11 protein-coding genes are annotated in these 14,790 nt (G+C 54.5%); 8 read left to right on the top strand and 3 right to left on the bottom strand.

The window, feature by feature from the left end:
- Positions 1-26: 26 nt before the first annotated feature.
- The 4 genes from rplS to ABDW36_RS00710 all read left to right on the top strand — a co-directional run bounded on the left by rplS (position 27) and on the right by ABDW36_RS00710 (position 4,046).
- Positions 27-374 carry a 50S ribosomal protein L19 gene (gene rplS, locus ABDW36_RS00725; protein WP_343699966.1) on the top strand — a complete coding sequence of 116 codons (348 nt, stop codon included), beginning with the start codon at positions 27-29 and terminating at the stop codon, positions 372-374.
- 664 nt (positions 375-1,038) lie between these two features.
- Positions 1,039-1,263 carry a twin-arginine translocase TatA/TatE family subunit gene (locus tag ABDW36_RS00720; protein WP_343699965.1) on the top strand — a complete coding sequence of 75 codons (225 nt, stop codon included), beginning with the start codon at positions 1,039-1,041 and terminating at the stop codon, positions 1,261-1,263.
- Positions 1,264-1,360: 97 nt separating this feature from the next.
- Positions 1,361-2,806, top strand: a complete 1,446-nt coding sequence (gene gatA, locus ABDW36_RS00715; RefSeq protein ID WP_343699964.1) for an Asp-tRNA(Asn)/Glu-tRNA(Gln) amidotransferase subunit GatA — start codon at positions 1,361-1,363, stop codon at positions 2,804-2,806.
- Positions 2,807-2,822: 16 nt separating this feature from the next.
- Complete coding sequence (locus ABDW36_RS00710) at positions 2,823-4,046, top strand: lytic transglycosylase domain-containing protein (protein ID WP_343699963.1); 1,224 nt, start codon at positions 2,823-2,825, stop codon at positions 4,044-4,046.
- A gap of 95 nt (positions 4,047-4,141) precedes the next feature.
- On the opposite strand, the gene ABDW36_RS00705 is transcribed toward ABDW36_RS00710, so the two are convergent.
- A complete protein-coding gene (locus tag ABDW36_RS00705; RefSeq protein WP_343699962.1) occupies positions 4,142-5,551 on the bottom strand; it encodes a cation:proton antiporter in 1,410 nt (469 codons plus the stop codon).
- Between the two features lie 231 nt (positions 5,552-5,782).
- Positions 5,783-6,199, bottom strand: coding sequence for a DoxX family protein (locus tag ABDW36_RS00700; protein ID WP_343699961.1), 417 nt, complete (start codon positions 6,197-6,199; stop codon positions 5,783-5,785).
- A 125-nt stretch (positions 6,200-6,324) separates the two neighbouring features.
- On the opposite strand from ABDW36_RS00700, the gene ABDW36_RS00695 reads away from it, so the two are divergent.
- The 4 genes from ABDW36_RS00695 (at position 6,325) to ABDW36_RS00680 (ending at position 11,078) form a co-directional block, all read left to right on the top strand.
- A complete protein-coding gene (locus ABDW36_RS00695; RefSeq protein WP_343699960.1) occupies positions 6,325-6,711 on the top strand; it encodes an RNA-binding S4 domain-containing protein in 387 nt (128 codons plus the stop codon).
- Between the two features lie 39 nt (positions 6,712-6,750).
- Positions 6,751-7,977 carry a diaminopimelate decarboxylase gene (lysA, locus tag ABDW36_RS00690; protein WP_343699959.1) on the top strand — a complete coding sequence of 409 codons (1,227 nt, stop codon included), beginning with the start codon at positions 6,751-6,753 and terminating at the stop codon, positions 7,975-7,977.
- 4 nt (positions 7,978-7,981) lie between these two features.
- Entirely contained in the window at positions 7,982-8,626 is a 645-nt protein-coding gene (locus tag ABDW36_RS00685) for a DUF3267 domain-containing protein (RefSeq protein ID WP_343701693.1), read from the top strand.
- Positions 8,627-8,705: 79 nt separating this feature from the next.
- Entirely contained in the window at positions 8,706-11,078 is a 2,373-nt protein-coding gene (locus ABDW36_RS00680) for a hypothetical protein (RefSeq protein WP_343699958.1), read from the top strand.
- Between the two features lie 82 nt (positions 11,079-11,160).
- Here ABDW36_RS00680 and ABDW36_RS00675 read toward each other — a convergent pair whose 3' ends face one another.
- On the bottom strand, positions 11,161-14,790 hold the full coding sequence (locus tag ABDW36_RS00675; protein WP_343699957.1) for a BamA/TamA family outer membrane protein: 3,630 nt from the start codon (positions 14,788-14,790) through the stop codon (positions 11,161-11,163).

Here is a 14,790-nt window from a genome sequence, read left to right as displayed (position 1 = left end):
TTTGCCGTCCTATAAATAATTGAAAGATGAACGCAATTTCTTTTGTTCACGAGCAGTTGACTGCTGGCAAGCAATTTCCGAAGTTTAAAGCCGGTGATAATGTCACCGTTAACTATAAGATCGTTGAAGGTAACAAGGAGCGTATCCAGTCCTTCAAAGGTGACGTGGTGAAAATCCAGGGCACCGGGTTTACCGCTTCTTTCACCGTACGCAAGATCTCTGACGGCGTGGGCGTGGAAAGGCTGTTCCCTTTCTATTCTCCTAACGTTGAGTCTGTTGTGCTCAATAAAGTGGGTAAAGTAAGAAGGGCCAAGCTGTACTACCTGCGTGACCGCCAGGGTAAAGCTGCCCGTATCAAGGAAAAAAGGGTTTAGTATACTATACAGGGAAATTAGTGAAACGGAAGTCCGGTTTTGGGCTTCCGTTTTCTTTTTGTGGTAGCCCGCCAATGGTTTGTCGCATTCGGCCTTTCAAGGGGGTAAAGCAGCGGCAGGCCGCTGCGCTGATCCAGGTGCGATATAAGCAGGAACCAGGGCTGATATAGGTCTAACATAGGTCTAACATAGGTCTGATATAGGTGTGATATAGGTCTAACATAGGTCTAACATAGGTCTAACATAGGTCTAACATAGGTCTGATATAGGTAGGAACTAGGTCTAACATAGGTATTGGCCAGGTATAGCTTTTCTCTGATCCGGGTCAGATGCCACCCTGCCCGCCGGGTGCCCCCTGCCTCCGGGTTTACACCCTCTCTTGACCCTGTTTTGACCCTGTTCTCACCCTGCTTTCATCTGTGTAAACAGGGTCAAAGCAGGGTGAGAACAGGGGGACGGCCAGGGCCGGAGAAAGGCGATGCCTGAAAGCAGCCGGCTGGCGGTGATAACGTTATCGCCTTCAAACCCCTTCAACAACCGTATCATCCGCCCTGGTGGCGGGGCATTAGATGATTCTTAAAAGTTAATTAAAGTGCCCCGCATGCATTGAAAAACCCCAAATTAAAACCTATCTTTGTTAGCTGAACATTTTAAAAAATCAGAGATGACCGCTATTTTCATTAAATCACCGCTTTTACTTTTCCAGGAACTGGGTATGACAGAACTGATCCTTATTGCTGCCGTAGTGCTGCTGTTGTTCGGCGGCAAAAAAATTCCCGAACTGATGCGCGGCCTTGGTAAAGGTATCCGCGAATTCAAAGATGCCAAAGACAACGTGCGCCGCGAGATGGAAGAAGGCATGAAAGAAACGGAAGTAAAACAGAAATAAGCAAAACTGATCATCCACTCACACTACTGGGGGTAGCGGAGTTACGGTTTTTTTTATTATAGAGATCTCCCATTGTAAGATTTAAACTGGTTTGGGTTTGACTGAATACAGCAGTATATCGTCTTTTCATGAGGCGTTGTATGCCGGAAAAACGACCTGCGAGGCCACCGTACGTGCGTACCTGGACCGTATTGAGCAGCAGCGGCATCTCAATGCCTACCTGGAAGTATTTGGGGCAGATGCATTGGAGCAGGCCAGGGCCCTGGACGGGCGTATCCGTGCCGGGGAGCGGCCCGGCCAACTGGCCGGGGTGGTAGTAGGCATCAAGGATGTGATCTGCTATAAAGGCCATGAGGTAACGGCCGCATCAAAAATACTGGAGGGGTTCACCTCCCTGTTCTCTGCCACCGCGGTAGAGCGGTTATTAGCTGAAGGCGCCATCATCATCGGGCGCCTTAATTGTGACGAGTTTGCCATGGGTTCCACTAACGAAAATTCGGCCTATGGGAAAGTGCTCAACGCGCTAGACAATACCCGCGTGCCGGGAGGCTCTTCCGGGGGCTCCGCCGTAGCCGTGCAGGCCGGTCTCTGCCAGGTAAGCCTGGGCAGCGATACAGGCGGCTCCGTACGCCAGCCGGCGGATTTTTGCGGAATTGTGGGGCTGAAACCCACTTACGGGCGTATTTCCCGCCACGGGCTTATTGCCTATGCCTCTTCTTTTGACCAGATAGGCATTTTTGGCTCGAATATTGCGGATGTGGCCTTGGTTCTACAAGTTATAGCGGGGCCGGATGCATACGACAGTACGGCCTCCCAGCGTGAAGTACCTGATTATCAGGCGGGTCTCCGGCACAATAAAAACCGGAAATTTGCGTATTTAAAAGACGCCCTGCACCACGAAGGCCTCGACCCTGAAATGAGGAAGGGATACGAAAGTTTTTTTGAGCAACTGAAATCAGAGGGCCATACCGTGGAAGGGGTCAATTTCAATTACCTTGACTATGTAGTGGCGGCCTATTACGTGTTGACAACGGCCGAAGCGTCCAGCAACCTCAGCCGGTTTGACGGGGTGAAATACGGCTACCGTACCCCCGGAAAAGACCTGGACCTGACGGATTTTTATAAAAAAAGCCGGTCAGAAGGGTTTGGAAAAGAGGTAAAACGCCGTATCTTATTAGGCACCTTTGTGCTGAGCGCCGGTTATTACGACGCCTATTTCACAAAGGCCCAGCAGGTGAGAAGGCTGTGCGTGGAGAAGATGCAGCAGATACTGGCCGGTTATGACGCCGTTTTGCTGCCTACCGTACCGGCCACCGCCTTCAGGATCGGGGAAAAAACAGATGACCCGATAGCCATGTACCTGGCGGATATTTACACGGTGCTGGCCAACCTGACCGGCGTACCGGCAATTTCGGTACCTTTGTTCCGGCATTCAAACGGGATGCCGTACGGCCTGCAGATCATCACCAGGGAGTTTGACGAAGAGAACTTGTTACAGATAGCCAATAGCGTGCTGCATGAGCAGCCCGTAAACATAGGATAATTAACAAACAACGTGTATGACGAAAATCTTTTTACTACTCTTGTCGGCCGTGGGAATGACCACTGTTGCGGCGGCCGCCGATGAGAGCCCTAAGGAGATGGCAGTACCTGTTATGCAGGGCCTGCACGCCGACACCTCCGTCACCTTAAAAAAGTCTGCACATCTGCCCAAAGATACCGTGGTGCATGGTGCGCCCGCCTCACAGGCCGTGAAGCGCGCCGCTCAAACCATGCAGCCCATTGTACGCACCCCCAAGGTGTATGAAGAGCAGATGACCAATCACTATATCAAAGGATATGTGAATGATTACGCTACCCGCTACAGCCAGCACCTGGCTACCATGGTGGAGCGTTCGGCGCCTTATTTTACCATGATAGAAAAGATATTTTCGGATCATGGCATTCCCGAAGAAATGAAATACCTGGCCGTGATCGAATCCGGCATGTCCTATAACGCCCGCTCCCGCGTAGGCGCCGTGGGCATGTGGCAGTTCATGAGCAGCACAGCCCGCATCTTCGGGCTGAACGTAGGCCGGAAAGTAGACGAACGGAAAGACTTTTATAAATCTACCGTGGCAGCCGCCAAATACCTGAACGAGCTGTACGAACAGTTTGACAACTGGTTACTGGTGGTGGCGGCCTATAACTGCGGCGCCGGCGGCGTGCAGCGCGCACAGCGTATCAGCGGCAGGAGCGATTTCTGGGGCATCCAGTATTTTCTGCCGGCGGAATCACGCAACCATGTGTATAAATTCATTGCCACCGGTTATATACTGGACCGGTTCAACACCTTCTTCGGCGTAGGCTCCAGCTATGCGGCCGCTCCCGGCGCAAGAATGAGCGCAGCGCCTGAGTTCAGGAAACCGGCCCCCCTCACGGATGATGACATGTTCAACACCGTAGAGTTCAATATTACCGGTAAATACCGCCTGGAGGCTATTGCCAAAAAGCTGGACATTGAAAAAGAAGAGCTGGAACGCCTCAACCCTGACTTTGCACAGGTATTGGCAGGAGAGTCTAACAGCTATGACCTGCGCATCCCGAAAGAAAAAATGAAGGTATTCCAGGCAGAAAAAGACGAGATACTGAAAGAGTCTCTGCAAATGACGCTGGATGACAAGGCCGCTACGGTAGACAGGGCCCGCTTCCCCGCACCGGTTAAAAAACCGGAGGTGAACGCCAACCCGAAAAAACCGGTAGCTAAAAAAGCCCCGGCCAAAAAAACGGTAAGAAAGAAATAGCTTATTTCGACAGATAGAAAAAGAGAAGGCATGCTGTAAAAGCATGCCTTCTCTTTTTGAAGCCGGGCTTACCGGTCCCGGAGTGATGGCAGGGCTTAAACGGCCTTGTGGTAACCTTGTTCCTTCCACCCGTACCAATGGTTGATCACATCCAGCAGCGGCCCCGTCATGCAGGTGGTGGCCAGGGCCATCAGCACCATCATGGCAAATACCTGCGGGCTGAGAATGCCCAGGTCAAAGCCGATGTTGAGCACCACCAGCTCCATCAGTCCCCGCGTATTCATGAGCGCCCCAATGGAAAGCGCCTCCCGCCAGGGCTGGCCCACCAGCCGTGCCGTCAGCGCGGAGCCGGCAAACTTGCCGCTCACGGCCACCAGCATTATGGCCGCAAAGCCCAGCCAGAGGCTGCCTTCATTCAACAGGCCAATTTGTGTGCGCAGGCCGGTAAAGGCAAAAAATACCGGCAGGAGGATCACCACGCTCACGTCTTCCAGCTTGTCCCGCAACACCTCCTTGATATTGGCTTCCGCCGGCATGATCACCCCGGCAAGGAAAGCCCCGAACAGCAGGTGAATACCTATTACTTCCGCCAGGTAACCGGCTATGAGCAATACAAAAAAGCCCAGGGCCACCTTGGTTTTGACGCCCTTGAGGCGCGTCATCCGCCGTTGTAGCCAGGGCCGTACCAACAGCAGCATGGCCAGCACAAAAACCAGGGCCAGCAGTATGGTGAACAGGGCGCTCAGCAAGCCGGTGGCTTTTACGGTGGCCACTACAACGGCCAGTATGCCCCAGGCGGTAATATCGTCCGCCGCTGCGCAGGTGATAGACATATTGCCCAGCGGGGTGCCCGAAAGTCCGCGCTCCTGCACTATTCTGGCCAGTACCGGGAAAGCCGTGATGCTCATGGCAATGCCCATAAAAAGCGCAAAGGAGAGGAAGCTGACTGCCGCCGGTGCATATTGGGCATAGGTGAAATAGGCCAGGCATACCCCCAGGAAAAACGGGATAATAATGCTGGCATGGCTGATCATGACCGCATCGTGCGCCTTCTGGCGTATTTTATGGATGTCCAGCTCCATGCCCACAATGAACATGAAGAAGGCCAGCCCTATCTGGCTCAGGAACTGCAGGCTGCTTAAAGCATGAGCGGGAAAAATGGCCTGCATGCCTTCCGGCCAGCACCAGCCCAGCAGGGAGGGGCCCAATACAATACCAGCCACTATCTCTCCCACTACGGCAGGTTGCCGCACTTTACGGGCCGCATAGCCGAACAGGCGGGATACGCAGAGAATAACAATGATTTGCAGCAGGAGCAGGCTCAGGGGATGCCTTGCATGTTCCAGCAAAGCCGGCAGCAGGCTGGCAGGCGCGGCCGGAGCGGCGGCCTGTGCGGGCTGGTGTTGCGGTACCTGCAAACGCTGGCCCAGCGCAATAATGAACCAGATGAGCGCCGCAAATATGCCGATGATAACGGGGTAGAGGAGGTAGTTCTTTTTTTTCATACAGGTATGCAATGCACGAAATATACGAAACTCCCCGTGGTAGTTGTTGCAAGAACCCTTGCCGGGAAAAATATTTCTTCTTTACACCGGTATGCAACGGAAGTCCCCGCGGTTGTGGTGCAAGAGCCCTTGCCGGGAATAAAATTCCGGGGGACTTTTGTTACCCTGATGCAACCGGCGCAGCCCGTTTGCAACACCTTTGCGGCAGCTATATTTTGCCCTTGCAGGCGCCTAATAGCTGAAAGACTCCTCGGGGCTGGCCTGCCACGCTTTATCGGCCGCTTTCAGCCGGCGCAGCTTGTGGTGATAGACGTAAGAGCCGAACACCAGGGCAATGAACACGAACATGGGCGCCCAGGTGCCCGCGGGGTCTCCGTGCATGATATGCGAGTAGGTAGCGCCCACCAGGTCAAATACGAGGCCGGCATATGCCCATTCTTTCAGGCGGGGGTAGCCGGGTACCAGTATGGCAACAATGCCCAGTATTTTAGCCACGCCCAGGAAAGGCACAATATAGGCCGGGTAACCGAGGTTGGTAACATAGGCCATGGCCTCCGGTACGCCGATAGCGTCAAAAATGGCGCCCACGCCCAGGCCTGCGGCCATCAGGCCGGTGAATATCCAGTAAATGATCTTGATCTTTTTCATAGTGTTACAAGTTGAAGGTGATGCAGCAAAAGTAACGGAAAGCCTCATGGGGCATGCGCCCTGAACGTGACATTCTATAGGGGGGAATGCGACATTTTGATGGAATGATTGCGTAATTTTGCGCCATGAGTGCAGAAAAACTCCGTCTTGACAAGTACCTCTGGTCCATCCGCATCTTCAAAACCCGCACCCAGGCCGCCGCTGCATGCGAAGCCGGCAAGGTAAAAATGAACGGCGCCGCCGTGAAAGCGGCCAGGACCGTGAACATCGGAGACCAGTACGAGGTGAAAACGGAGGCAAAACGCTGGAAGATAGAAGTGACCGGGCTGCTGGCCAACCGCGTGCAGTATTCGGAAGCCATCAAGTATTATCTGGACATTACGCCCGAAGAAGATAAACAGTTCAACCAGCGTATAGCCAGCAGCTTCCACACCGGCAAGCGCCCCAGCAAAATAGGCCGGCCCACCAAAAAGGAGCGCCGTGACCTGGACGATTTTATGCGGGAAGATTAATATTCTTATTATTTTCGCACATTCAATTTATTCGATACAATGGCTAAACAAAGCGATGTTCTCAGCGCCGATTTCCTGGTGAAAGTGGCGGAAGAGTTTGGTACCCCGGTATATGTGTACCATGCGGAAAAGATCAAGATCCAGTACGAGAAGTTAAAGAACGCCTTCAGCAAGGCGGACGCACGCTTTTTTTACGCCTGTAAAGCGCTCACCAACATCAACGTGCTGCGCTATATCAACTCCATTGGCTGCGGGCTGGACACAGTGTCTATCCAGGAAGTGCAGCTGGGCCTCAAAGCCGGTTTTGACCCGAAAAACATCATTTTCACCCCCAACTGTGTAGACCTCAGTGAAATTGTGGCTGCCAAGGAGCTGGGCGTGAACATCAACATAGACAATATTTCCATCCTGGAGCAGTTCGGCAACAGGTTCGGAGACAGCTATCCCATCTGCATCCGCCTGAACCCGCATATCATGGCCGGCGGCAACTTCAAAATATCTACCGGTCACGTAGACAGCAAGTTCGGCATCTCCATTCACCAGATGCGGCATATAGAGCGCATTGTGAAATCTACCAAACTCAGGGTAACCGGCCTCCACATGCATACCGGCTCGGAGATCAAGGACGTAGACGTGTTCCTGCGCGGGGTGGAGATCATGTTTGAAATGACGGAGCACTTCCCTGACCTGGAGTTCATTGACCTGGGCAGCGGCTTTAAAGTGGCCTACCAGCAGGGAGACCCTGAAACGGATATAGACCTGCTGGGCAAAAAGCTCACCGATGCTTTCAACGGTTTTGCCAAATCTTACAAACGCCCGCTGCAGCTCTGGTTTGAGCCGGGCAAGTTCCTCGTAAGCCAGTGCGGCTACTTTGTGGTAAAGGCCAATGTGATCAAGCAGACCACGGCCACGGTGTTTGTGGGCGTCAATTCGGGTTTCAACCACCTGATCCGCCCCATGTTCTATGACGCTTTCCATCTCATCAAAAATATATCCAACCCCAAGGGGATTGACCGCATCTACACGGTGGTGGGCAACATCTGTGAAACGGACACTTTCGGCTGGGACCGCAAGATCAATGAAGTGCGGGAGGGAGATTACCTGGTATTCTACAATGCCGGGGCCTATGGCTTTGAAATGTCCAGCAACTTTAACTCCCGCCTGAAACCGGCTGAAGTGCTGGTGAAAGACGGTAAAGCGCACCTGATACGCCGGCGTGACACGCTGGAAGACCTGCTCAAAAACCAGGTGGAAATACCCGTGTAACGTGATGGAGGCGCTGGTACGGACCTTGAAGGAAAAGGGGTACGAGCCCCTGGCGCAGTACGGCTTCCGGGAACTGGTGATCCCCCTGCGGGAAGGTTTGCAAACCGGCAATATCTATACCCTCCTGTTCTGGCTGTTCTTCTTCCTGGGCTGCGGCCTTGCCGGCCTGTTCACCGGTTTTGCCATAGGGGCCGGCTCCCTGTCTGTCGGTGCCCTTTGCGGCTGGCTGCTGCTGGGCATTCCCGCCACCTTTTTACTGATACCCCTCCATGAATTGCTGCACGGGCTGATGTTCCGCCTGTTCGGCGCCCGCGACGTGCGGTACGGCGTTATCTGGCGGTACCTCATGTTTTACGCTGTGGCCCATGCCTATGTGGTGGGATACAGGCAGTTCCGCTACATTGCCCTGGCCCCCTTTGTGGTCATTTCCCTGCTTTGCGCGGCCGTTTTTCCTTTTGTACCCGTTAACTGGCAGGCTTTGCTCCTGGGGCTGTATTGTTTCCACACGCTCTGCTGCGCGGGAGATTTCGGGCTGTGCGCCTATTTTTACAAGTACCGCCGCCGCAACCCGGTTAGCTTTGACGATGCAGACAACCGCATTTCCTATTTTTATGCCCTTCCTGGACCACGGCATCCGGAAAACGCGTAACTTTGCAGAAATTCCCCTGGCAACGCCGTTATCCTGCACACTGTCTCCTGTTCGCTGATGATCTTTTTATGACTTTTTTATGAAGATACTCACTGCACACCCGCGTTTGTTTAAAGATGATGAGTTGATTGACAGCCATATATCTTTCGTACCCTTCATCCGGTTTATGAAGGAAAAGGTGGAACATGCCGAAGGCGCCCGCGCGGCGTACTTCCGGGAAATTGTGCGCCATTTTGAAAGCAACCCCGCCCTGCAGCAGCCCTTGAAGGAAGATGTGAACCTGGCAGACTACCAGGAGTACCTTGACCTGCTGACGGCTACCGTATTTCCCCTTACAATGGACGAAAAGCGGGACATTTTCGGCATCGGCGTACCCTACCGCTTCTCTATATTCTACTACTCGGAACGTTTCCGGCAGATATTCGCGGAAGAAGGCGGCGAGCTGAAGGCCGTGCCCAAGGGCATTTCGGAAGAAAAGGTGAAGAACGACAAGCTGATATGGATGTACAAGCTCATCCTGGAGCGGCTGTATGACCTGCCCATCAATTACGATGCGGAGATCATCCACAACATCATTCACCCGGAAACAGGCCTGCAGAAGTACATCAAGGTGAACATAGACCCGCGTTTTGTAGACGTAAAGGTGAAAGGTACCCTGCCTGCGCTGGATTGCGGCAACATCTGCGCCGGTGATTTCAAGCTGCAGAACATAGAAGACCTGAAGCGCCTGCTGCCGCTGGAGAATTTTGCGCTGGAAGGGTTCGTGATCTGGACCATCCAGGACGTGACGAAAGACCGGGTAGTGGCCGGCATGAAAAACCTGGTGCTGAACATCCGGAAAGACAATGAGCTGAAAACCTACGCCCAGGCCCGCGAGTACCTGAAAACGCTGGCCGGCCGGGCAGATATGAGCGTGCACCTCACACCTTTCCTGAAGGTGAACAACAGGAGCGTGATGGAAAACGTGTACGTGTCACAGAGCATTATTTTTTCCAGTGCCCGTAACGATGCGGAGCGCATCGCCATACATGAACAGCTGCTGGAGCACCTGGCAAAGAACCCGCAGCCGCTGGTCATCCCGGAGGTAAGCCGGCAAACGGTATCGCTGTACCCCTTCCTGAAATACCTGCCCCTGCATGGTGTTAAAAGTTTCATCCTGGTTCCCATCACCCATGAAAAGAGCATGCTGGGCATGCTGGAGCTGGCGGCTACCGCAGGGGAGCCGCTTGACTGGGAAATAATGGCCCGCCTGCAACCCAGCTACGCCGTAGGCTCGCTGCTGCTGCGCCGCAGTATGGAGCTGGCCAATGAAAGGATCAATGAAGTGATCAAGGAACAGTTTACCGCCCTGCAACCCGCGGTGGAATGGAAGTTTACAGACGCAGCGTGGGAATACCTGCACCTGCCGAAAGAAAATAAAAAAGCCATCGGCAACATACAGTTTGAAGATGTATACCCGCTGTACGGCGCGGTAGACATCCGCAACTCTTCCGTAGAAAGAGGCTCCGCCATCCGTAACGACCTGCGGGAGCAGCTGCTGCTCATACAGGATACGTTCAGGCAGGTTGACGGCGGCCTGCATCTGCCCCTGCTGGAAGAGCTGCAGTACAAGAACAACCGCATGCTGAACAACATGCGTGAAACCCTGTTTGCCGAAGATGAAGTGCGCATCAATGAATTTCTTGACTACGAGATTGCGCCCACCTTCCGCCACCTCTACGAAAGCGAAGAGAACCTCAAACCCATCCTGAACGAGTACTTTGCAAAAATAGACAAAAGCAGCGGCCACATTTACCACCACCGCCGGGAGTACGAAGAAAGCCTGCAGGAGATCAATACGGCCATCAACCGTTACCTGGACAAGGAGAAGGACGAGCTGCAGCGGTCTTTTCCCTGCTATTTTGAAAAATACAGAACAGACGGTGTGGAGTACAACATTTACATCGGCCAGTCTATAGCGCCGGAGAAGAAGTTTGACATGATCTACCTGCGCAACCTGCGCCTGTGGCAGCTATCGTCCATGGCCCACATTTCCCGCATCACCCATGCGCTGGAGCCAAGGCTGCGCATTCCGCTGCAAACCACGCAGCTGGTGCTGGCCCACAGCAACCCCATTACCATCAGCTTCCGGAAAGACGAACGGCGTTTTGATGTGGAAGGGGCTTACAACATCCGGTACGAGATCATGAAAAAACGGATTGACAAGGTGCGCGTGCGCGGTACCAATGAAAGGCTCACCCAGCCGGGCAAAATAGCCATTGTATACGCCTACGTTCGTGAGGCGGACGAGTACAGGAAATACATTGAGTTCCTGCAGAACAAGAACATACTCACTTCCGAGCTGGAAATGCTTGACCTGGAAGAGGTGCAGGGCATCAGCGGCCTGCGCGCCCTGCGGGTAACAGTGAATATGGAAGGGTTGGTGAAAGCGGAAAGCCTCAAAGCGAAATAAAAGGAAGCTTGATATATGCAAGGGCTGGCCAAACACAATGGTCAGCCCTGTTTTATTGATGACCGTCCGGAAGAGACGCTGCCTAGAACTTGAACCCGAACGTAACATACGGCAAGGTGCCTTCTCTTGAATGCCCCAGAGTGGCAGTTACAATGAACATGTTGACGGGAGACAGGTACAGCCCGCCGCCAAAGCCGTTGTGCCACTGGCCGGAGGTTTCTTCTTTCACCCACACACGCCCCACGTCGTTAAAAGCAATGAGGCCCACAGAGCCGGGAAGGATGTAAGACGTAAAGTCAAACAGCTTGATGCGCAGCTCCAGGTTGTTGTACAGCATGCTGGTGCCGGTGAAGCGGTTGTTCCTGAAACCGCGCAGGTTGGTAGAGCCGCCCAGTGAAAGGGCCTGGAAAAACTCCGGCTTGCCCCAGGTAACGCCGCCGCCTACACGTACTACAAACACCACGCTGGGCGGCAGGCCGGTAGAGGCGTAGATGCTCATGTCTGACCGCAGTTGCGCGTAATTGTTGCTGGCCGCATTCAGGCCGGTGTTGCCCTGCAGGGTGGTGGTCCACAGCAGGCCGCGGCTGGCCACCAGGTCATTGTCACGCGTATCGAAGTTGACACCCAGGCGCAGCCCCGCATGGTATTTATTGGCAAACAGGTGGGCAGAATCCAGCTTGTTGGCGTCATAATTGGTGAGGAAGCGGCCGGCGTTATGCTCCGGCTCCAGGGTTACCGCCGTGATGGAAGGCGTAACGGTGGCGCTGATGTTGGGAGAAAAGTTGTTCCGCAGCGTTACTTCACCCATATAGATGTTGAAACGGGCGCGGTAGTAGCGGATGGCCGGGTCTGTTATCTCCTTGTTGTATGCCGTTTCATTCCCGAAGCCGAAGAAGTTGGCCGTGTTGTGCGGGGCGCGTACCAGCGCGCCAAGTATGAGGTCTGCCTTGCCTATCACGTCATTGAACTGGCCCTGGTACTTGAACTGGTAGGCTTCTGTAGCCACGGCGTGCATGCCGGAGAAGGTATGCTTTACGGCAAAGGAATCTTTCCGGAAGCCGTGCCCTTTGTACTCCAGGCCCAGGCCCAGCAGTATGCCGTCATCCAGGTTATAGCCGCCGGCTATGCGCGGCATCAGGGTGTTGTACTGGAACGCGCGGCGGTTGTAGTGTATCACGGCCGGGTCTGAAGAAAGGCGCAGGCGCTCGTTGCGGTTTACGGCAAAGCTGTCTTCCCCTTTGGCCAGGTCATATATCAGGATGCGTTTGCCGCCGGTGCGGCCGCTGCTGTCTATGTAAGTGTCTTTTTCCCGCCCGCCGATGATGCGGATGCGGATGGGGCTTTTTTCATTGCCGCGCACCACAAACCGGTCTTCCCCGCCGAGGCCGTACAGCGCTACTTCTTTGGTGTGCGCGGGGTTGAAGGTGCGGCTGTACAGTGTTTGTTCCAGCTCGCCTTTTTTGCTGATCTTTTCAGACGTAACGTTCACGAAGCCGTTGGGCTGGCGGGTAATGGTGAACTGCTCGTTTTTAACGGAGCCGGTGATGTCCACCCCCCTGGCCAGCGCGCGGTAGTACTTCATGGCCTCTTTGTGCAGGATGCTTCTCCGCGCCTGCAGCGTAGAGATCATCATGCTGTCTACCTGTTTGCGGATGGCGGGCTGCAGCTGGTTCACGGCGGTTACAATGAGGCTGTCTGTCATGATAGCCGCAAAGTTGCGGGACATGCGCTCCCAGGTACTGTCTTCCAGGTTGTTGAGCATATTGCGGTCAAGGAAACGGGGGTTGAAGTTCCAGGCCGCAACGTCCGGTATCTTTTTACGGAAGCCCTGTACCGCGGGCAGTATGTAACGGGCATCCGCAATGCGGGGTATCACGCCCTGGTTCACAAAAAAAGCCTGGTCGCGGTCACGGGGAATGGGGTAAAATGTTTTCGTCTTTTTATCTTTTTCCGCGTACCACCTCCACTGGTCTTCATGCCTGTCCCAGTCTGCAATAAAAATATCCAGCAGGCGGGCCTGCAGAAAGGCGCGCTGGTTTACATTGTTGTCATTATCTCCGGCCAGTTCTTCCAGCACCTTCAGCGTGTTGTAGGTTTTGGAGGCCGTCACGGGCTCCCGCTCTTCAAACAGGTATACGCCATTGGCAAAGTCTTTCCGGTAAATATGAAGGGCGGTATCATTGGCTACATATACAAAGCGGGGGTTGGTATGGGGTACGCCCGCCGCTTCGGCCAGCGGTGAAATCACCAGCGGGGCGTAGGGGTTGGAGGCGGATATCTGGTCTTGCACCACCTGGCGGGCAAAGGTTTCCCGCAGTGGTTCGGGAATGGCGCTGAGCGGGTCTTTTTTCAGGGAGCGGAGCACCCATTCCCGGCCTGAAGGGTCTTCCAGCCGCAGGCTGCGGGTTTGCTGGCCGCCGCCGCGCTTCAGTATTTTGAGGGTATCAAAGCGCATTACGGGGAAGGTGAGGGGCGTAGCCCATACGGAGCGGTAGTTGTTACCCAGCATCAGCCGGTGAAAGCCATTGGCATGGATGTACTGCGAGTCTGCCGCCACGGTAACGCGTTCCGGCAGCGGGGTGGCGGCTATGGCCTCCTCATGCCGGCGGTAGGCCGCAATATCAAGCAGCAGGCTGGTATACAGCGGCGCGGCATCCTGGTCTCCGTAAATTTTGGCATACACTTTCCCGTTGTTCAATACTTCCAGTACCGTGTAGCCATTGAGGTTAGTAGCATAGAGCGTGTTCTTGCCTTCTTTTACCTGGTTCTCCTTGGCGCCGGCGCCGCTCACAATGAAGTTGCGGCTGCCTTCGCGTATGAGCTGCAGGGTATGGTCGTGGCCGGATACGAATACGGCCGGTGCGTCGGCCGGTATGGCGGCTTCAATGCCCCTGATCATTCTGCGGTAGAGCGGGTGCGGCAGGTCTTCCCGCGTGCCGAACACGCCCCGTACCAGCGGGTATACAGAGCCTATTACCGGCAGCGGCACGTACAGCCAGCGTTTGGCATCGGTTAAAGGGAAAATGTGCTGTTTGAGGGTGTAGTAGCCGCCATGGGGGCCGTGGCTGCGCAAGGGGTGATGCCCGGCAAAAACCAGCAGCTTGCCGGGGTTGCGGGCGGCAATGTCTGCTATGGCGGTCAGTACCTCATCTTCGGTTTTACATTCGCAGCCGGATTCTATACCGGGCTTTTTGCCCGGGTACAGCCACCATTCCGTGTCCATCACTATCAGCATCACGTTATTGCCCAGGGGTACCGCTTCCGGGCCGGGGCAGCCTTCTTTGGGCAGGAAGAGTATGTTGGGCTGCAGCATGGAGTCTACGTAGAGCTGCTGCTGCACTATGCTGCGCCAGCCGTAAGGGCGGTGCTTTGACCAGTCGTGGTTGCCGGGTACAAATATGCCCTGTGCCGCCGTGCCTTTCACCAGGGAGGCCTGGTAGTCCAGTATCTGCTCTTTTTCCCGGCGGTTGCCGGCAGCGGGGTCTGGCAGGCCCAGGGGGTACACGTTGTCTCCGAGGAAGAGCACGGTGTTCTTGCCCTGCTGCAGGTTGATGTTCCGCTTCACGGCGTCTACCACGGGAATTTTGCCGTCATGCATTTCCCCCGCGTCGCCGATGAGGATGATGCGCTGCTGTACGCTGTCTGACTGGGCGTAAGCGCCTGCTGTCAGCAGCAGGGATATGGTGAGCAATACACGGAAGCTGGTGTGCAT

The organism is Chitinophaga sp., from assembly GCF_039596455.1.
Classification (GTDB): Bacteria; Bacteroidota; Bacteroidia; order Chitinophagales; family Chitinophagaceae; genus Chitinophaga.
Note: the sequence above shows the minus strand (reverse complement) of the source record. Positions and strands in the feature narration are given on the sequence as shown.